Source organism: Pseudomonas sp. MF5691 (genome assembly GCF_016405645.1).
GTDB classification, from domain to species: Bacteria; Pseudomonadota; Gammaproteobacteria; order Pseudomonadales; family Pseudomonadaceae; genus Aquipseudomonas; species Aquipseudomonas shahriarae.
The window spans coordinates 297,057-315,435 of the sequence record NZ_JAEKDC010000005.1 but is presented as its reverse complement, the minus strand read 5'-3'; the positions used below and the strand labels follow the sequence as shown (position 1 = coordinate 315,435).

At 59.6% G+C, this 18,379-nt stretch carries 16 protein-coding genes, 4 tRNA genes and 1 riboswitch; of the genes, 5 read left to right on the top strand and 15 right to left on the bottom strand.

Annotation, left to right across the window (positions count from 1 at the left end):
* Positions 1-62: 62 nt before the first annotated feature.
* Positions 63-986, top strand: coding sequence for a universal stress protein (locus JFT44_RS10685; RefSeq protein WP_057960439.1), 924 nt, complete (start codon positions 63-65; stop codon positions 984-986).
* Between the two features lie 400 nt (positions 987-1,386).
* Here JFT44_RS10685 and JFT44_RS10680 read toward each other — a convergent pair.
* A tRNA-Arg gene (locus JFT44_RS10680) sits at positions 1,387-1,463 on the bottom strand.
* 330 nt (positions 1,464-1,793) lie between these two features.
* Between JFT44_RS10680 and JFT44_RS10675 the strand changes: the two genes are divergently transcribed.
* The 3 genes from JFT44_RS10675 to JFT44_RS10665 all read left to right on the top strand — a co-directional run bounded on the left by JFT44_RS10675 (position 1,794) and on the right by JFT44_RS10665 (position 2,948).
* The gene (locus JFT44_RS10675; protein ID WP_115128775.1) at positions 1,794-2,018 is read left to right on the top strand and encodes a hypothetical protein; all 225 of its coding nucleotides are present in this window, start codon (positions 1,794-1,796) and stop codon (positions 2,016-2,018) included.
* Positions 2,019-2,029: 11 nt separating this feature from the next.
* The gene (locus JFT44_RS10670) at positions 2,030-2,209 is read left to right on the top strand and encodes a PA3371 family protein (protein WP_198830621.1); all 180 of its coding nucleotides are present in this window, start codon (positions 2,030-2,032) and stop codon (positions 2,207-2,209) included.
* Positions 2,210-2,621: 412 nt separating this feature from the next.
* Positions 2,622-2,948 (top strand): Arc family DNA-binding protein, encoded by a 327-nt coding sequence (locus tag JFT44_RS10665; protein ID WP_057439705.1) that lies wholly within the window; start codon positions 2,622-2,624, stop codon positions 2,946-2,948.
* Positions 2,949-3,044: 96 nt separating this feature from the next.
* On the opposite strand, the gene mgtE is transcribed toward JFT44_RS10665, so the two are convergent.
* The 8 genes from mgtE to ltaE form a co-directional block, all read right to left on the bottom strand.
* Positions 3,045-4,487 (bottom strand): magnesium transporter, encoded by a 1,443-nt coding sequence (mgtE, locus tag JFT44_RS10660; protein ID WP_057960442.1) that lies wholly within the window; start codon positions 4,485-4,487, stop codon positions 3,045-3,047.
* A 375-nt stretch (positions 4,488-4,862) separates the two neighbouring features.
* A tRNA-Arg gene (locus JFT44_RS10655) sits at positions 4,863-4,939 on the bottom strand.
* Positions 4,940-5,011: 72 nt separating this feature from the next.
* A tRNA-Arg gene (locus tag JFT44_RS10650) sits at positions 5,012-5,088 on the bottom strand.
* 108 nt (positions 5,089-5,196) lie between these two features.
* A tRNA-Ser gene (locus JFT44_RS10645) sits at positions 5,197-5,287 on the bottom strand.
* Between the two features lie 62 nt (positions 5,288-5,349).
* Positions 5,350-5,538, bottom strand: coding sequence for a carbon storage regulator CsrA (csrA, locus tag JFT44_RS10640; protein WP_003178872.1), 189 nt, complete (start codon positions 5,536-5,538; stop codon positions 5,350-5,352).
* Positions 5,539-5,721: 183 nt separating this feature from the next.
* Entirely contained in the window at positions 5,722-6,963 is a 1,242-nt protein-coding gene (locus JFT44_RS10635; RefSeq protein WP_057439706.1) for an aspartate kinase, read from the bottom strand.
* A gap of 97 nt (positions 6,964-7,060) precedes the next feature.
* A complete protein-coding gene (alaS, locus tag JFT44_RS10630) occupies positions 7,061-9,679 on the bottom strand; it encodes an alanine--tRNA ligase (protein ID WP_057960444.1) in 2,619 nt (872 codons plus the stop codon).
* A gap of 146 nt (positions 9,680-9,825) precedes the next feature.
* Positions 9,826-10,830: a low-specificity L-threonine aldolase gene (ltaE, locus tag JFT44_RS10625; protein ID WP_198830620.1), complete on the bottom strand. Its 1,005-nt coding sequence runs from the start codon at positions 10,828-10,830 to the stop codon at positions 9,826-9,828.
* Positions 10,831-11,015: 185 nt separating this feature from the next.
* Positions 11,016-11,185, top strand: a riboswitch (FMN riboswitch).
* 113 nt (positions 11,186-11,298) lie between these two features.
* Between ltaE and JFT44_RS10620 the strand changes: the two genes are divergently transcribed.
* Positions 11,299-11,808: a 6,7-dimethyl-8-ribityllumazine synthase gene (locus tag JFT44_RS10620; RefSeq protein WP_057960446.1), complete on the top strand. Its 510-nt coding sequence runs from the start codon at positions 11,299-11,301 to the stop codon at positions 11,806-11,808.
* Between the two features lie 130 nt (positions 11,809-11,938).
* Here the strand turns inward: JFT44_RS10620 and astE are convergent, their stop codons facing one another.
* The 6 genes from astE to aruF all read right to left on the bottom strand — a co-directional run bounded on the left by astE (position 11,939) and on the right by aruF (position 18,300).
* On the bottom strand, positions 11,939-12,943 hold the full coding sequence (gene astE, locus JFT44_RS10615; RefSeq protein WP_057960447.1) for a succinylglutamate desuccinylase: 1,005 nt from the start codon (positions 12,941-12,943) through the stop codon (positions 11,939-11,941).
* A gap of 12 nt (positions 12,944-12,955) precedes the next feature.
* The gene (locus JFT44_RS10610) at positions 12,956-13,246 is read right to left on the bottom strand and encodes a hypothetical protein (RefSeq protein ID WP_029294458.1); all 291 of its coding nucleotides are present in this window, start codon (positions 13,244-13,246) and stop codon (positions 12,956-12,958) included.
* Between the two features lie 23 nt (positions 13,247-13,269).
* Complete coding sequence (gene astB / locus JFT44_RS10605; protein WP_057439710.1) at positions 13,270-14,616, bottom strand: N-succinylarginine dihydrolase; 1,347 nt, start codon at positions 14,614-14,616, stop codon at positions 13,270-13,272.
* A gap of 121 nt (positions 14,617-14,737) precedes the next feature.
* Positions 14,738-16,207, bottom strand: a complete 1,470-nt coding sequence (gene astD, locus JFT44_RS10600; protein ID WP_164844863.1) for a succinylglutamate-semialdehyde dehydrogenase — start codon at positions 16,205-16,207, stop codon at positions 14,738-14,740.
* Positions 16,204-17,229, bottom strand: a complete 1,026-nt coding sequence (gene astA, locus JFT44_RS10595; RefSeq protein WP_057960449.1) for an arginine N-succinyltransferase — start codon at positions 17,227-17,229, stop codon at positions 16,204-16,206. Before astA ends, astD begins: the two co-directional genes overlap by 4 nt.
* A 51-nt stretch (positions 17,230-17,280) precedes the next feature.
* A complete protein-coding gene (gene aruF, locus JFT44_RS10590; RefSeq protein WP_032861580.1) occupies positions 17,281-18,300 on the bottom strand; it encodes an arginine/ornithine succinyltransferase subunit alpha in 1,020 nt (339 codons plus the stop codon).
* Positions 18,301-18,379 lie beyond the last annotated feature (79 nt).

Sequence of the window (18,379 nt, the reverse complement as noted above, 5' to 3'; positions counted from 1 at the left end):
GTTCCAATGGCTGCGCGGCGATTGGGGCGGGCACCTGCGCATTTACCTACGGGAGAGATGTCATGTCTGATCAATCACGCTTCATGTTGGTCGTCCCACCCTTGATGGAGAACAGCCCCGCTTTTGATCGAGCCGCCGCCCTGGCCAAGGCTGCGGATGCGGCATTGCACATCGTGGCATTTGACTATCTCGAGGGGCTGGCAACGGCCGGGCTGGTCAACGAGCAAGCGCTGGAGCAAATGCGCATCGGCTATGTCGAACGCCATCGCCAATGGTTGGAAGACCAGGCCCGCCCGTTGCGCAGAATCGGGGTGCATGTCACCACTGAAGTGGTCTGGGTGAACGACCCCTTGCAGGAAATCCTCATCCACCTCAAAGAACAACCCATGGCGGTGTTGATCAAGGCGCTGGAGCATGAATCGCTGCTTTCACGCCTGATGTTTACGCCACTGGATGTCCACCTGTTGCGCGAATGCCCGGTACCCTTGCATTTCGTCAGCCATATGCACCACGCCCTGCCCCGCAAGATCATCGCTGCAGTAGACCCTTTTCATCGCGACGGGCAATACAAAGATTTCAACGACACCATTGTGCAAGAGGCCGCGAAACTAGCGAGCATCTGTCACGCAGAACTAGACGTCATTTATGCCCACGACCTTTCAGCTATCAGTGCCGATGAATTCGGTTTCGAAAATGGCGCAAGCTTCTTCTCCTCCAGCAAAGCCCGGACACTGTTTGATGCCCAGGCCGATGCCTTCCACGAACTGGCGGAGCGCAACGGTATTCCACCGGAGCGCCAGCACATGATCATGGGCAACCCCGCCAAGGTGCTTGCCAGCTACGCGAGTGCCTATGAGACCGATGTGATTGTGATGGGCCGAATAGGCCATCGGGCCATGGACCGATTAATCGGCAGCACGGTGGAACACCTGCTGTACAAGATGCCCTGCAGCGCTTGGGTGATTTCTCCGCAGGAGTTGCTTTGAAGGCAGGGTGGGATGTGGGGCTGGCGGGGCTGGGCGGGAGAGAAAAATGGGGGCCCCGCCCTAGCGCTCGGCGCTGGACGTTCGGGAAGTGGAGATAAGCCCCTAATCTTAATGGCGTCAGGCGATCGCCATGCTACTCAACGTCTGTAGCCTTAAAGTCATCACTTGGAAATGATGCTCGAACATTCCAACAAAGTTCCGACGAAGGGTCAGTTTTCAATCAGCCCGACAGTCGAGGCAGGCTGCACCAGCCAGTTAACCCAATCGAGGTGACAAAGCGCAGAACGAATCCTGAGCCGGGGAGGATGTGCTTTGAAATGCCTTGCGCATGTCTTTCACTGGCCCGGCTATAGCCCAAACCGAGGGTGAGGTGCGAGAAAAGCTCAAACCCGGCTAAATATGGTGTCCCAGGGCCGGTTCGAACGGCCAACCTTCCCCTTAGGAGGGGGATGCTCTATCCAATTGAGCTACTGGGACTAATGACAGGCGCTGGGCCAGATGGCGTTGCGACGGACGGCGTGCATGTTAACGGTCAGGGTGGGTTTTGTCATGTCGTCCGTCAGCTTTTTAGGCGTAAGCCTTTATCCCACCCAACCGGCGATAAGCCGTTGCCCACAGGCCTGCCGAGCCCATCGTGCAAAATGCATTGGCACGAAATGCCATCATTGCATATTGCAATGAGCCATACTTTTGAGATCAACTTAAGTTATTGTTTTAAAAGGATTTAAATCAAAATAATAGCTGGCATGATGACTGCACTCTTTGTACTTATAAAACTGTCCTGCACGTGAACACGGGGAAACACCCATGAACAGCACCCTTCTGCTTCTGAACGCCCTGGCCTTGGCCGTACTGGTGACATTCCACTTCCAGGCCGGCAATGACAGCGATTCAGCGCAGATCAGCCAAGCGGGCAGCCACCACGCTCAACAACGGCCTCAATTGGCCCTGATGACAGGCGATGGACAATCATCGGTGCACCTGGCACAGGGCGCACAGGCCGCGAGCTCTTCTGAACACCTGATTTTCTAAGTGAGCCCATCATGACCAAGTCAGTCTGGCTATTTCTGACCCTGGCCCTTACCACCGGTATTCTGGGTCTCAACCTTCCGTCGAATGACTGGCAAGCCCTTTGCCTGGGCGCCTGCGCCCTATTCACAGTCGCGCTGGTGATCGCCATGGTCGTCGGGCGTCGCTTCAAGTTCGACCCGATCCTGCGCTGACCCTGCCTGTGACGAGAGATTGATACCGTCTCAATCCTGCTCGCCTGACCGCCCTACCTTATGTCGCCCCGGCTCGCAAATCGGCCATTTGCCACTAGTCTTAAAATTAAGGGCAAAAGGCCACATTGCTATAGGATATGCGCCCGAAAACCCCATCGGAGCGAGAGCCTGCGGCCCGGTTCTTGCGCAGAAAAGTTTTCCAACCAGTCCGCAAATTTGAAAATGAGTACTGGCACAAAGCCTGTAGTAAGCTCAATATTTGTCACAGAATTGACGCCAAGGAACCGGCAAAACTGAGGCATGATGCGGCCTCTTTGCAATTCGGGTTGAACATTTGTCCGCAAGCCTTGTCCTAACACACATGTTGCGGCCAATTCCAAAAACCGCTCCCCTGAACTAACCGGTTAAATATATGCGCCCATTGAAACAGGCAATTTATTCCAGCCGTACGGCTGACAAGTTCGTCGTACGTCTGCCAGACGGAATGCGGGAACGCATTGCCGAGGTGGCTCGCAATCATCATCGCAGCATGAACTCTGAAATTATCGCGCGCATGGAGCAAAGCCTTATTCAGGAAGGCGCGTTGGGTGATGAGCCGAGCATGCGTATGGACAGCCCGGAGCTGTCACTGCACGAACGCGAGCTGCTACAGCGGTTTCGCCAACTGTCCCACCGCCAGCAAAATGCGCTTGTGTCGCTGATTGCTCATGACGTTGAGGCAGCCGCAGAAGCCGAATAATCGGCAACTGAAAGCTGAAGCCAGCCTTGCGCTGGCTTTTTTTTGCCCGGGATTTTTACTTTTGTGCAGGAGCCGGCGTGCCGGCTCCCAATAGGTTCAAAGCAGGAAGATCGTCGCCAGCCCCAGGAAGATGAAGAAGCCGCCACTGTCGGTCATGGCCGTGATCATCACACTGGCCCCCATCGCAGGATCGCGCCCGAGGCGCGCCAGGGTCATGGGGATCAATACCCCCATCAGTGCCGCCAGCAATAGGTTAAGGGTCATGGCCGCGGTCATGACCACGCCCAGGGACCAACTGCCATACAGCAGGTAGGCCACCACGCCGATCACGCCACCCCATACCAGACCATTGATCAGGCCCACAGCCAGCTCCTTGCGCATCAGGCGCGAGGTGTTGCCGGTGCTTACCTGATCCAGGGCCATCGCCCGCACGATCATGGTGATGGTCTGGTTACCCGAGTTACCCCCAATACCGGCGACAATCGGCATCAGTGCCGCCAACGCCACCAGCTTCTCGATAGAGCCCTCGAACAGACCAATCACCCGCGAGGCAATGAACGCAGTGACCAGGTTGACCGCCAGCCACGCCCAACGGTTGCTCAGGGAGCGCCAGACTGACGCAAAAATATCTTCCTCTTCACGCAGACCCGCCATGTTGAGGACTTCGTTTTCGCTTTCCTCACGGATCAGGTCGACCATCTCGTCGATGGTCAAACGGCCAATCAGCTTGCCGTTCTTGTCGACCACCGGGGCCGAAATCAAGTCATAACGCTCGAATGCCTGGGCGGCATCGTAGGCGTCTTCATCAGGATGAAAGCTCACCGGGTCGCTGGCCATGACCTCAGCCACTTGTTTGTCCGGGTCGTTGACCAGCAGGCGCTTGATCGGCAGCACGCCCTTGAGGATGCCGTCGTAGTCCACCACAAACAGCTTGTCGGTATGCCCTGGCAGCTCCTTGAGACGCCGCAGGTAACGCAAGACCACTTCCAGGCTGACATCCTCTCGGATGGTGACCATTTCGAAGTCCATCAATGCGCCGACCTGTTCCTCGTCATAGGACAACGCGGAGCGCACACGCTCACGCTGTTGACCGTCGAGGGTCTCCATCAGCTCATGGACAACATCACGGGGCAGTTCAGGGGCCAGGTCGGCCAGTTCGTCAGCGTCCATCTCCTTGGCGGCGGCCAGGAGCTCGTGATCGTCCATGTCGGCGATCAGGGTTTCACGAACCGAATCGGATACCTCGAGGAGGATGTCGCCATCGCGATCCGCCTTGACCAACTGCCAAAGCGTCAGACGGTCGTCCAGCGGCAGAGCTTCAAGGATGTAGGCAACGTCGGCAGAGTGCAGGTCATCGAGCTTGCGCTGCAACTCGACGAGATTCTGCCGATGGACCAGGTTCTCGACCCGGTCTTGATGAGGGCCTTCCTGGCGATGGGTCAGATCTTCGACCACACGCTGGCGCTGCAGCAGCTCAACGACTTGAGCCAGGCGATCCTGCAGGCTTTCTTGTGTTTTCTTTACTTCTACTTCGGTCATAGGCGAACTCCACTCCCAGCAGCGGGGCACGCCGGAAGGATCAATCAGTCAATTCATGATTGGTAAAACGGGGTACTGAGTAACTACTGGGTAAGTCCATGGAGGTATTCCACAAGCCCCGGCGGGGCTGACGGGCGCAATGATACACCGCCCGGCCGTTTTAAACGTTAAAAAACTGGAAAGAACAAGCGCTTGCGCAACAAAGCTGAGTGTTGGCCGCACGCATGAAACTGCGACGACGCTGACAGAAAAGAAAACACATGGCCGAGAGAAAAACATGCAGGCCGCAGACGATTCCTACACAAGCACACCCCCACGGGAAAATAAAAACCCCAGACGGCAAAAAGCCCGCACTAGGCGGGCTTTTTGTTTGTATGGTGCACTCGACAGGATTCGAACCTGTGACCGCTCGGTTCGTAGCCGAGTACTCTATCCAGCTGAGCTACGAGTGCAGATTGTGGTTTTATACCAGATCACAACTGGTTGAAGCCAAGTTATCTGCATTGCTGCAACTAACTCTTAAATGGTGCACTCGACAGGATTCGAACCTGTGACCGCTCGGTTCGTAGCCGAGTACTCTATCCAGCTGAGCTACGAGTGCATTTGTTGCCGCGCATTATAGGCCGTTCAATCTCTATGTAAAGCTATTTTTTCGTTTAGTTTCAAGCACTTAGCGAAAAAACCAGATTGCAACGTACTAAGCAAATAATGGCGGAGAACGGGGGATTCGAACCCCCGACACCCTTTTGAGGTGTACTCCCTTAGCAGGGGAGCGCCTTCGGCCACTCGGCCAGCTCTCCGCAACACGGGGCGTATATTAACCAGCTTCATCCCCGTTTGCAAACATAAAAAACGATAAAAATTAATGGCTTGGTTCGTCGTCCTTCTCTTTCTTGATCCGCAGGTAGATTTCCTCACGGTGGACGGCCACCTCTTTGGGGGCATTGACCCCAATCCGCACTTGATTGCCTTTGACGCCGAGCACGGTCACGGTGATTTCGCCATCACCAATAATCAGGCTTTCTGCGCATCGACGAGTCAGAATCAGCATACCTTTCTCCTCACGCATTTCATTTCGGGAACAACAGTCTGCAAAAAAAGGCCCTGGGCCTATGACCAAACGGCCATGGACCTGCACGCCTTAGTATTGTCGAGCACGGGCAAAAGAACAGGCTTGCGCCCTCAGCCGACAAAAAAGAAAGGCGCGGATCAACCGCGCCTTCCTGGCAACGCGTTACTCGCCCTGTCGGGCCGGCGCGTCTAGTTCGAAAGCGGTGTGCAGTGCACGCACAGCCAGTTCCAGGTACTTCTCTTCGATCACCACCGATACCTTGATCTCCGACGTGGAGATCATCTGGATATTGATGGTTTCCTTGGCCAGGGATTCGAACATGCGGCTGGCAACACCCGCATGGGAGCGCATGCCCACACCGACGATCGAGACCTTGGCGATCTTGGTGTCGCCGACCACTTCACGAGCACCGATTTCCTTGGCAGTGTTCTGCAGGATACGTTCGGCCGCATCGTACTCGTTGCGGTGCACAGTGAAGGTGAAGTCGGTGGTGTTATCGTGCGCAACGTTCTGCACGATCATGTCGACTTCAATGTTCGCGCCGCTGATAGGCCCGAGAATCTTGAACGCCACGCCCGGGGTGTCTGGCACGCCACGGATGGTCAGCTTGGCTTCATCGCGATTAAAAGCGATGCCGGAAATGATCGGCTGTTCCATGGATTCCTCTTCATCAATAGTAATGAGGGTGCCCGGACCCTCTTTAAAGCTGTGCAATACGCGCAGCGGTACGTTGTACTTGCCGGCGAACTCCACCGCCCGGATCTGCAACACCTTGGACCCGAGGCTGGCCATTTCCAGCATCTCTTCGAAGGTGATCTTGTCCAGGCGCTGGGCCACGGACACGACGCGCGGGTCGGTGGTGTAGACGCCGTCCACATCGGTATAGATCTGGCATTCGTCAGCCTTCAAGGCTGCCGCCAGCGCCACACCGGTGGTGTCGGAACCGCCACGGCCCAGGGTCGTGATATTGCCGTGCTCGTCGACGCCCTGGAAACCGGCGACAACCACCACGCGACCGGCCTTCAGGTCACCACGAATCTTCTGGTCGTCGATCTGCAGGATGCGCGCCTTGGTATGCGCGCTGTCCGTCAGGATCCGTACCTGGGTGCCCGTGTAGGACACCGCCGGCACGCCACGCTTGTTCAGCGCCATGGCCAGCAGGGCAATGGTCACCTGCTCACCGGTGGACACGATCACATCCAGCTCACGCGCCAGCGGCGCCTGATCGCCACTGATTTGCTTGGCCAGGTCGATCAGGCGATTGGTCTCGCCGCTCATGGCCGACAGCACCACCACCAGGTCGTCGCCGGCATCGCGGAATTTCTTAACCTTGTCGGCGACCTGCTCGATTCTTTCGACAGAGCCGACCGAGGTGCCTCCAAATTTCTGTACGATCAAAGCCATTTCTAAGCCGCCTCAGCCCGTAAAGGAGCGCCCAATAAACAAATCTTCCAGCAGCTAAGCGAGCCCATGACTAGACCATGGGCTCATTAACAGCGCCTTAAATACCGGCCTCGACAAACGGCACGGTCAGGGCCAGGGCCGCGTCCAGGGCTCCGGCGTCTACACCACCGCCTTGTGCCATGTCCGGACGACCACCGCCCTTCCCGCCCACTGCCGCGGCGGCTTGCTTCATCAAATCACCGGCTTTGAGTTGGCCAGTCAGGTCTTTGGTTACACCGGCAACCAGTACGACCTTTTCCTCATGGACACTGCCGAGCAGGATCACTGCGCGGCCGAGCTTGTTCTTCAACTGATCGACCAAGGCCAACAGCGCCTTGCCATCTTGACCGTCCAGACGTGCAGTCAGAACCTTCACGCCCTTGATGTCCAGGGCCGAGGCCGACAAATCGTCGCCCGCGGCGCTGGCCGCCTTGGCCTGCAACTGCTCCAGCTGTTTTTCCAGCTGGCGGTTGCGCTCCAGTACGGCAGAGAGCTTGTCGATCAGGTTGTCACGGCTGCCCTTGACCAGGGTCGCCGCTTCCTTGAGTTGTTCTTCGGCCGCATTCAGGTAGGCCAGGGCCGCAGCACCGGTCACTGCCTCGATACGCCGTACACCGGAAGCCACACCGCCTTCGCTGGTGATTTTCAGCAGGCCGATGTCGCCGGTGCGCGCGGCGTGGATACCGCCACACAGCTCCACGGAGAAGCTGCCGCCCATGCTCAGCACGCGCACTTCGTCGCCGTACTTCTCGCCAAACAGCGCCATGGCGCCTTTTTTCTTGGCGGTTTCAATATCGGTTTCTTCAGTTTCTACCGGGGTGTTCTTGCGAATCTCGGCGTTGACGATATCTTCCAGTGCCTTCAATTGCTCAGGCTTGATCGCTTCAAAATGGCTGAAGTCGAAGCGCAGGCGCTGGCTGTCGACCAACGAACCCTTCTGCTGGACGTGCTCGCCCAATACCTGGCGCAGCGCGGCGTGCAGCAAGTGGGTGGCCGAATGGTTCAAGGCGGTTGCATGCCGCACCTCAGCATCAACCTGAGTTTCTACCGGAGCGCCGACCGTCAGGTTACCCAGCACCAACACACCGTGATGCAGGAAAGCACCGCCGGTCTTGGTGGTGTCGCGCACGTCGAAACGACCGGATGTCGAACGCAAGAAACCACAGTCACCGACCTGGCCGCCGGATTCGGCGTAGAACGGCGTCTGATCAAGCACCACGACCGCCTCTTCGCCTTCGCTCAAGACATCGACCGACTTGCCATCTTTATAGATAGCCACGATCTTGGCCGAGCCGACGGTAGCGTGATAGCCGGTGAACTCGGTCGCCACGTCAACCTTGACCAGGGTGTTGTAGTCCAGGCCAAAAGAGCTCGCGGAACGAGCGCGTACACGCTGGGCTTCCATCTCACGCTCGAAACCAACCTCATCGACCGTCAATTCACGCTCGCGGGCGATGTCGGCCGTCAGGTCCATCGGGAAGCCATAGGTGTCATACAGCTTGAACACCACATCACCCGGCACCACGGTACCTTTGAGCTCAGCCAGGTCCTGTTCCAGGATCTTCAGGCCGTGCTCCAGAGTCTTGGAGAACTGCTCTTCTTCAGCCTTGAGCACGCGCTCGATGTTGGCTTGCTGCTGCTTGAGTTCCGGGAAGGCTTCGCCCATCTCGGCCACCAGCGCGGCAACGATTTTGTAGAAGAAGCTACCCGTGGCGCCCAACTTGTTACCGTGGCGGCAGGCACGACGGATGATGCGGCGCAGCACATAGCCACGGCCTTCGTTGGAAGGCAGCACGCCGTCGGCAATCAGGAAACCGCAAGAACGGATATGGTCCGACACCACTTTGAGCGAAGACTGGTTGTCGTTGGCGCAGCCAATGGCCGCGGCCGACGCGCTCAGCAGGTTCTTGAACAGGTCGATTTCGTAGTTGGAGTGAACGTGCTGCATCACCGCGCTGATCCGCTCCAGGCCCATACCGGTATCGACCGACGGCGCAGGCAGCGGATGCAACACGCCATCGGCGGTGCGGTTGAACTGCATGAACACGTTGTTCCAGATCTCGATGTAACGGTCACCGTCTTCTTCCGGCGAGCCCGGCGGGCCACCCCAGATGTCGGCGCCATGATCGTAGAAAATCTCGGTGCACGGGCCGCACGGGCCGGTATCGCCCATGGTCCAGAAGTTGTCGGAGGCGTAAGGCGCGCCCTTGTTGTCGCCGATGCGAATCATGCGTTCGACCGGCACACCGATCTGCTGGGTCCAGATGTCGTAGGCTTCGTCATCGGTGGCGTAGACGGTGACCCAGAGTTTTTCCTTCGGCAGCTTCAGCACGCCAGTGAGGAAGGTCCAGGCGAAGTTGATCGCGTCTTGCTTGAAATAATCGCCAAAGCTGAAGTTGCCGAGCATTTCGAAAAAGGTGTGGTGACGGGCGGTGTAGCCAACATTCTCCAGGTCGCTGTTCTTGCCGCCGGCGCGCACGCACTTCTGGCTGCTGGTGGCGCGGGTGTAGGCGCGCTTTTCCTGGCCCAGGAAGCAGTCCTTGAACTGGTTCATCCCCGCGTTAGTGAACAGCAGGGTAGGGTCATTGCCTGGGATCAAGGAGCTGGAGGCGACACGGGTGTGACCTTGCTCTTCGAAGAAGCGAAGGAAGGCTTCACGGATTTCTGCGCTTTTCATTAGGTTCTTCCACGGAGGCTGCGGCCAAAGGCCAGTGCTAAACGTCATCAGACGGAGCGACGGCAAAGGGCCGCATTATATCGGCCCTTTGCCCGTGGTACAGCGTGTTTATACGATAGAAACAGTCAATTAGACGGTATACACGGTCATTTCCGGGAAAACTCGACAAATGTCGCCAGCACTTGCTCGATCTGCGCCCGGCTGACGTCCAGGTGCGTGACCATGCGCAGGCGCGGCGCGGTGCTCAACTTGATCCCACGGGCCTCGGCAAACGCCTTCAGGGCCTGGGCCTGCTCGCCGATCTGCACGTAGACCATATTGGTCTGCACCGGCTCCACGCTGTAGCCGGCCTTGCGCAGCTCGTCGCCCAGCCAGTGGGCATTGGCATGGTCGTCGGCCAGGCGCGCCACCTGATGGTCCAGGGCATACAGCCCGGCCGCCGCCAGCGAGCCGGCCTGGCGCATGCCGCCGCCGACCATCTTGCGCAAACGACGGGCCTTGGCGATCAACGCACTGGAGCCACACAGCACCGAGCCAACCGGCGCGCCAAGGCCCTTGGACAGGCACACCGAAACCGAATCGAAATGCTGGGTAATCTCCCGGGCATCCACGCCCAGCTTGACGGCCGCGTTGTACAGGCGCGCGCCGTCCAGGTGCAGGGCCAGGCCGTGCTCACGGGTAAATGCGCGGGCAGCGGCCAGGTAGCTGATGGGCAAGACTTTGCCCTGCATGGTGTTTTCCAGGGCCAACAGCCGGGTGCGGGCGAAGTGGAAGTCGTCCGGCTTGATCGCTTCTGCGACCTGGGCCAGGTCCAGCGAACCGTCGGCCTGGACTTCCAGGGGCTGCGGCTGGATCGAACCCAGCACCGCCGCGCCGCCGCCTTCGTATTTGTAGGTGTGGGCCTGCTGGCCGACGATGTATTCCTCGCCCCGCTCGCAGTGGGCCATCAGCGCCAACAGGTTGCTCATGGTGCCGGTAGGCACGAACAGCGCCGCAGCGAAGCCCAGGCGCTTGGCCAGTTCGGCTTCCAGCAGGTTGACGCAGGGGTCTTCACCGTAGACATCATCGCCGCTGGGGGCGTCGGCCATGGCAGCTCGCATGCCAGGGGTGGGTTGGGTCACGGTGTCACTACGAAGATCAATAACCGACATCAAATCTGCCTCTGCGAGTGGGGAATTCCCTGTTGTAACCGATTACTGCGGGCATCACCGGCAAATATCAAGCCGGCTCCTGAATGGAGCTGCCAGCAAACCTGTCGATAGTCGATATTAACAAGCACCCTATGCAGTTTTTCGAAATGTATGGTAAAAACTCTCCGCCGCCAGGGTTCTGGCGGCAACGTTCTCAGGGCGGGGTGTAATTCCCCACCGGCGGTAATTGCGCGCAATGCGCATAGCCCGCGAGCGCTTGGCGCCTCGAACTGCTCACGCAGGACGGCGGCAAGGTCAGCAGACCCGGTGTGATCCCGGGGCCGACGGTCATAGTCCGGATGAAGAGAGAACGGGATTGGCGCCTAAGGGCCGAACGCTGATGGCATGCCTGCATGCTCCAGCCGCTCGCACCCTTAAATCCCATTCGATTCATAACGCCCTGTTTTTTTCATAAACAGGAGTCAGAACATGCAACCCACCGCAATCGACAGCAAGAGCAAAAACCACCACGGTGAGCGCGTCGCGTTTATCCAGGCTTGCTGGCACAAAGATATTGTTGATCAAAGCCGTAAAGGCTTCCTCGCCGAAATGCTCGTCCAGGGCTACCAGGAGTCGGATATCGACTTCTTTGAAGTCGGCGGCGCCTTTGAAATGCCCCTGCACGCCAAGCTGCTGGCCAAGTCCGGCCGTTACGCCGGCATCGTCGCTGCCGCCCTGGTGGTGGACGGCGGGATCTATCGCCATGAGTTCGTCGCGCAATCGGTGGTCAGCGGCCTGATGCAGGTGCAGTTGGAAACCGAAGTGCCGGTGTTCTCGGTGTCCCTCACGCCGCATCATTTCCACGCGGGCAGCGAGCACCACAACTTCTTCTTTGAGCACTTTGTGCACAAGGGCAAGGAAGCCGCGCAGACCTGCGCCGACACCCTGCACAAGATCCGCGCGATCCGTCGCAATGAGCCGCGTGCTGTAGCGGTTTAAGCGACACTGCAAAGCAAATGTGGGAGCGGGCTTGCTCGCGAAGGCGGAGTGTCAGTCAATACCTGTATGACTGATCCACCGCTTTCGCGAGCAAGCCCGCTCCCACATTCGACCGAGTCAGTCTCGGGGTTCAGGCCAGGCCAACATCTGTGGTCGGCACAATCAATATCCCCGCCCGCAAGCCATTCTTGACCTTCGGATTGGGGAAGATGATGCGCGCACCCTCCTCCTCGATCACCCAGCGGGTCTTGGCGATGTCTTCGGCCAGCAGATAGCCCTTCTCCAGCTCTGAAAAGTTCTCCACGTCCGCCGGCAAATGCAGGGTGAAGGCGTCGCTGTGCTTGATAACTTCCCGCGCCACGCTGAACAACTTCAGGCCGTCCAGGCCCTCGGTGGCCGGCTCGTTACCTTCGATGATCTGCTTGAGACGGGTTTCCAGGCGCGACACATCCACCCCCTGGTTCTGCCCAAATGGCCGGGCCTTGCCCAGCTCCAGGGTGAACGACTCGGCGCCCAGTTGCTCGTAGGTAAACGCGGTGAAGGTGATGGAGGTCTTGTTCTGCAACAGCACCGCCTCCATGCCAGCCGCACGTAAACGGGCCAGTTCGGCGCGTGAGTGCTGACGGCCTTCTTTGAAGGGGTACAGGGCGAACTGTTCGATCTTCGAGCCACGGATGGCCGTGTGCAGGTCGTAGTGCAAGCGGCTACGGCCGGGCACGCTGAAGAAGGTGCGGGCCAACTGCTCGAGCTCGGCGGCACGCATGGCTTCAGGGCCTATGCTTTGTTCGTGACGGCCGTTGAACAGCCGGTTGACGTCCTGCTCGAGATAACGCTCGCCGCGGCGTATGGCCTCGGGGTTGCCGAACAGGAACAGAATACGGGTGCGAGGCTTGATCTCCCCACGGGCAATGCCATGCAACAAGCGGTCGGCCAATTCGATCGGCGCGGTTTCGTTGCCATGGATACCGGACGACAGCAGCACATCGGCGCCGTTGTCCCGGGCTTCGGGAGGCCGCACTTCAAGGGCGCCCTCACTGAGCCAGCGCATCTGCACGCCGTCGACAGTCAGTTGAATTTTTTGCGCCGGTTCACGACCGGCGAGGGTCAGTTCAAGCAGTTTGCCGAGGGCGAGCATAGAGCAGCTTCCTTAGTGGTTGCAGCCTGGGCCGTGGACGTGATCGTCGTCATCACCTTCAACGTCGGCCGGTTCCATTTCCAGTTGCAGGCTCATCAGGTTGGTCGCCAGGGGGCGCATCAGCAGGTTGGCGTATTCGGCATCACCCTCTTCCACGTCCACGCCGATCAGCAGTTGGCCACGGCCGTCGTGCTGGATCCAGATTTCCTTGCCCTGCCACACCACGGCGAGGCGGGTGCAGGAGGTTTCCAGCTGGGTGCCGTCGGTGTCTTCAAGGATCAGCTTCAGGGTATCGGTGGTCATAAATAAGTCTCAGCCGTGGGGCTTTAATTGATCTGGAAAGGATAAACCGAGCCCAGTTTAAGGATTTGCGTCAGTTCATCCAATGCCGTGCGACATTCGAGCAGCAACTGCGGGTCAGCCAGGTCGGTTTCGCGCAGGCTGTCGCGGTAGTGCTTGCCGACCCATTGGGTCAACGTTTCATACAGCGGTGCCGTCATGATAACCCCTGGGTTGACCGCCGCCAGTTCAGCCTCCTTCAGCGCCACGCGCAAACGCAGGCAGGCCGGGCCGCCGCCGTTCTGCATGCTCTGCTTGAGGTCGAAGACTTTCACTTCGCCGATCGGCCCACCGGAACGGGTCAGGCTTTGCAGGTAGTGCCAGACGCGCTCGTTGTTGTGGCACTCTTCGGGCACGATCAACAGCATCGAACCGTCGGCGCGGCTCAGCAACTGGCTGTTGAACAGGTAAGAGCGCACGGCGTCTTCGACGCTGACCAGGGCGCGGGGCACGCAGATCGCCTGGAAGTTGCCGCCAACCTTGCCCAGCTTGGCCTGCAGCTCAGCCAGCATTTGCTCGGTATTGAGGAACGCATCCTCGTGATAGAACAACACTTCGCCGTTGCCCACCGCGATCACATCATTGTGGAACACACCGGCATCAATCACGGCCGGGTTCTGCTGGCCGTAGACCACACCGTCATCCTGCAGGCCATGCAAGCGCGCAACCGCCTGGGACGCTTCGAGGGTCTGGCGCGCCGGGTACTTTTGCGGCGCCGGGTAACGGGTGTCGAACGCACTGCGCCCAAACACAAAAAACTCCACGCCCGCCTCGCCATATTCGCGGCAGAAACGCGTGTGGTTAGCCGCGCCTTCGTCACCGAACTGCGCCACGGCCGGCAACGCGGCGTGGTGGGCGAAGTGCTTCTGGTCAGCAAACATGGCCCCCAGCACGCGGCTGGTGGTCGGGTGTTCGATGCTGCGGTGGTATTTGCAGTTGAGGTTGGCGGCGGTGAAATGCACGCGGCCGTCGGCCGTGTCGGCACTCGGGCTGACCGTGGCGGCGTTGGCCACCCACATGCTCGATGCGGAACAACTGGCCACCAGTAACGGCATGGCTTGCTTGGCCGCCTGCTGGATCACCTGGGCGTCGCTACCGGCAAAGCCAAGGCGGCGCAATGCGCCCACATCCGGGCGTTCCTGGGGCGCGAGCACGCCTTGCACAAAGCCCATGTCCATCAGGGCTTTCATTTTCGCCAGGCCCTGCAACGCCGCTTCCTTGGGGTTGGAAGATTGCTGGCTGTTGCTCTGGGACGCGACGTTGCCGTAGGACAAACCGCCGTAGTTATGGGTCGGCCCCACGAGACCGTCAAAATTGACTTCACAGGATTTCATCGGCGAGGCTCCACGAACATCTGTTTTTATAGGCATCAAAGGTCTTCAACACACCACAAATCTGTCTCTGCAAACCCGATCAACTGTAGGAGCTGGCTCCCACACAAGCCAGCTGCCACATTTAGATCAGCGTCACACCCGGAGTCAGCGCGGCCGGCAAGACCAGGCTCGGGGTTTCCAGGGACGCCACCGGGTACGCGCAATAATCCGCCGCGTAATACGCACTGGCGCGATGATTGCCCGATGCCCCTACCCCGCCAAAGGGCGCGGTGCTGGCGGCGCCGGTCAGTTGCTTGTTCCAGTTGACGATACCGGCCCGGCTCTCCAGCCAGAACTGCTGGTAACGCGCCTCGGAGTCCGACAACAGACCAGCGGCAAGGCCGTACTGGGTGTTGTTGGCTTCACTGATCGCCGCTTCGAAATCCGCGTAACGAATCACTTGCAGCAACGGGCCGAACAGCTCTTCGTCCTCGCGCTCGGTCACGGCCGTGACGTCGATGATGCCTGGCGTCAGCAAGGCTGCCTGCGCCTGGGGCTGAGTCATTTCCAGCAGCGCCACGGCGCCGTTGGCCAGCATCAACTCCTGGGCCTCCATCAAGGCCTTGGCCGCCGCCAGGGAGATCACCGAGCCCATGAACGGCGGCGGTTGCTGGTCGTAGGCACCGACGGCAATGGTCGCGCTGACCGCCACCAGGCGCGCCAGCAGTGCATCACCCCAGGCGCCTTCCGGCACCAGCAGGCGCCGGGCGCAGGTGCAGCGCTGGCCGGCGGAAATAAAGGCCGACTGGATGATGGTATAGACCGCAGCGTCCACATCGGCCACCTGGTCCACCACCAGCGGGTTGTTGCCACCCATTTCCAGCGCGAGGATCTTGTCCGGGCGCCCGGCGAATTGCTGGTGCAGGTGGTTGCCGGTGCGGCTGGAGCCAGTGAAGAACAGCCCGTCGATACCTGGATTTGAGGCCAGGGCAATCCCGGTCTCGCGCGCGCCTTGCAGCAGGTTCAACACGCCCGCTGGCAGGCCGGCTTCGACCCAGCACTGTACCGTCAGCTCGGCCACTTTAGGGGTCAGCTCGCTCGGTTTGAACAACACGGTATTACCCGCGAGCAAGGCCGGGACGATATGCCCATTGGGCAAGTGGCCTGGGAAGTTGTAAGGGCCAAACACGGCGACCACACCGTGAGGCTTGTGGCGCAATACAGCGGTGGCGTCGCCCAGGGGGCCGCTCTTCTCGCCGGTACGTTCGCGGTAGCTTTGCACCGAGATCGCGATTTTATTGGCCATGCTGGTGACTTCGGTGGCCGATTCCCACAGAGGCTTGCCGGTTTCCTCGCCAATGCAGCGGGCGATTTCATCGGCACGGCTTTTCAGGGTGGCGGCAAAGGTTTCCAGCACACTGATGCGCTCTTGCAGCGGGCGCTTGGCCCAGGCCGGGAACGCTTGGCGTGCGGCCTGCACCGCGGATTCGACCTGCTCGACGCTGGCGCCATTGCCGGCCCAGACCACTTGCTGGGTCACCGGGTTCAGCGACTCAAAGCGTTCACCCTGGCCAGCCAGCCAGCTCCCTGCGATATACAACGCATTCATTATTTCGACTCCCGGGCAGCAGACAACGGTACCGCACGCACTTGATCACCGGCCACCAGTTGCAGGCGCTTGGCGGTCAGCGGATCGACCACCAGCGTGCCGGCAGCCAGGCGCGCCGGTGCGGCGGTGATGCGGCACTCTTCACGTTTACGGTTATGCATCAGGAACGGCGTGGCGTCGTCCCCCGGCGTGCCAATGGCCAGTACCAGCGCCTGGCTGTCGCGCACCGCGCGGATCTTGCTGGTCTCACACTCCACCGCCGGACCTGCGTCGAAGATATCGACGTAACCCTGGTAGCTGAAGCCTTCGCTCTTGAGCATGCTCAAGGCCGGCTCGGTGTCGGGATGGACCTTGCCGATCACGTTGCGGGCGTCCTCGGACAAAAAGCAGGTGTACAGCGGGAACTTGGGCATCAGTTCGGCGATAAACGCCTTGTTGCCCACGCCGGTGAGGTAGTCGGCCTGGCTGAACTCCATCTTGAAGAAGTGCCGGCCCAGGCTTTCCCAGAACGGCGAACGCCCGGCGTCATTGGACACCCCGCGCATCTCGGCGATGATCTTGTTACCAAACAGCTGCGGGAACTCGGCGATAAACAGCATCCGCGCCTTGGCCAGCATGCGACCGTTGAGGCCGTTGCGGTAATCGGCATGCAGGAACAGCGAGCACAGCTCGGAGTTGCCCGTCAGGTCGTTGGCCAAGAACAGCGTAGGAATCTCGCGGTAGATATTCAGCTCCTGAGAGGCGCTGACAGTCAGGCCGACCCGGAAGTTGTACCACGGCTCGCGCAGGCCAACGGCGCCGGCAATCGCGGAAATCCCCACCACGCGGCCTTCGTCGTTTTCCAGCACAAACAGGTAGTCGGCATCCCCGCGCCCGGCTTCGCCGCGAAAGGTTTTTTCAGCCCAGCCCACCCGGTGGGTCAGGCGCTCTTCGTTGGCCGGCAAGGTGGTGAGACCGGTGCCAGTGCTGCGCGCCAATTCAATCAGGGCCGGTAAATCGCTGCTGCGTACGGGACGAACGATCATGCTATCTCCTCAAACGGGCCGCTGGCTGCAGCCACCCGCGAAACTCTGCTTTTAAACCGCGACCAGACGCACGCTGGCGCCTTCGCCGACGCCCAGGGCTTCGGCCGCTTCCAAGTCCAAGGTCACGGGCTTGCCCGGCGCGTAGTCCAGTTCGAGCATGACCGCGCGGTAATCCTGCAACTGCGCGTTGCTCACCAGGTACTGGCGGCCGACGCCCTTGACCATCTCGCCGATCTTCACCGGCACCACGCGGCTCTGGGCGATCGAACGAATGCCCGAGACCCGTGCATGCAGGGTCGGGCCACCGTCGAAGATGTCGATGTAATGGTCGGTTTCAAAGCCTTCGCGCATCAGGATGTCGAAGGTGATCTGCGCACGCGGGTGTACCTGGCCCATGGCTTCCTGGGCTTCGTCGGGCAACAGCGGCACGTAGATTGGGTAGTGCGGCATCAGTTCGGCAAGGAAGGTGCGGCTCTTCAACCCGCACAGGCGCTCGGCGGCAGCATAGTTGAGGTCGAAGAAGTTGCGGCCGATGGCGTCCCAGAACGGCGAGTCACCGTTCTCATCGCTGTAGCCGACAATCTCGGTCACCACCGAATCGGCAAACCGCTCCGGGTGGCTGGCGACAAACAACAGGCGGCCACGGGAGTTGAGTTCCGACCAGGCCGACCCCACCAGCTCCGGCACCACATAGAAGCTGGTCAGCAAGCTGTTGCCGGTCAGGTCGTGGCACTGGGACAGGACGTGAATCTTGTTGTGGATCTTCAGTTCACGGGAGGCGTGGACGAAGGTCTCGTTGCGAAAGCTGTAGAACGGCTCGGAATAACCGGCCGAGGCGACGATGGCCGAACAGCCCACCAGCTTGCCGGCAACGGTGTCTTCGAGAACAAAGAAATAGCTTTCTTCGCCGTTGAAACTCACTTCGGCGGCGAAGGACGCTTCGCTGGCGGCGATTTTGTCGCTCAGGCGTTCAACGTCATCCGGCAGGGAGGTGACACCAATCGGGCTGTCCGCAGCCAGACGCTGTACCTCGCCCAGATCAGCCATTTGCGCGGGGCGCATCACCAGCATGGTGTCACTCCTTAACTCGAAAACTTCATAAAAAAATGCCGGACACCAAACCTGGAATCACCCAGGTTCCAATGTGGCA

Bases quoted from the DNA above. Each gene is read 5' to 3' on its own strand.
- JFT44_RS10685 (WP_057960439.1), top strand. From the start codon at position 63: ATGTCTGATCAATCACGCTTCATGTTGGTCGTCCCACCCTTGATGGAG.
- JFT44_RS10675 (WP_115128775.1), top strand. From the start codon at position 1,794: ATGAACAGCACCCTTCTGCTTCTGAACGCCCTGGCCTTGGCCGTACTG.
- JFT44_RS10670 (WP_198830621.1), top strand. From the start codon at position 2,030: ATGACCAAGTCAGTCTGGCTATTTCTGACCCTGGCCCTTACCACCGGT.
- JFT44_RS10665 (WP_057439705.1), top strand. From the start codon at position 2,622: ATGCGCCCATTGAAACAGGCAATTTATTCCAGCCGTACGGCTGACAAG.
- mgtE (WP_057960442.1), bottom strand. From the start codon at position 4,487: ATGACCGAAGTAGAAGTAAAGAAAACACAAGAAAGCCTGCAGGATCGC.
- csrA (WP_003178872.1), bottom strand. From the start codon at position 5,538: ATGCTGATTCTGACTCGTCGATGCGCAGAAAGCCTGATTATTGGTGAT.
- JFT44_RS10635 (WP_057439706.1), bottom strand. From the start codon at position 6,963: ATGGCTTTGATCGTACAGAAATTTGGAGGCACCTCGGTCGGCTCTGTC.
- alaS (WP_057960444.1), bottom strand. From the start codon at position 9,679: ATGAAAAGCGCAGAAATCCGTGAAGCCTTCCTTCGCTTCTTCGAAGAG.
- ltaE (WP_198830620.1), bottom strand. From the start codon at position 10,830: ATGTCGGTTATTGATCTTCGTAGTGACACCGTGACCCAACCCACCCCT.
- JFT44_RS10620 (WP_057960446.1), top strand. From the start codon at position 11,299: ATGCAACCCACCGCAATCGACAGCAAGAGCAAAAACCACCACGGTGAG.
- astE (WP_057960447.1), bottom strand. From the start codon at position 12,943: ATGCTCGCCCTCGGCAAACTGCTTGAACTGACCCTCGCCGGTCGTGAA.
- JFT44_RS10610 (WP_029294458.1), bottom strand. From the start codon at position 13,246: ATGACCACCGATACCCTGAAGCTGATCCTTGAAGACACCGACGGCACC.
- astB (WP_057439710.1), bottom strand. From the start codon at position 14,616: ATGAAATCCTGTGAAGTCAATTTTGACGGTCTCGTGGGGCCGACCCAT.
- astA (WP_057960449.1), bottom strand. From the start codon at position 17,229: ATGATCGTTCGTCCCGTACGCAGCAGCGATTTACCGGCCCTGATTGAA.
- aruF (WP_032861580.1), bottom strand. From the start codon at position 18,300: ATGCTGGTGATGCGCCCCGCGCAAATGGCTGATCTGGGCGAGGTACAG.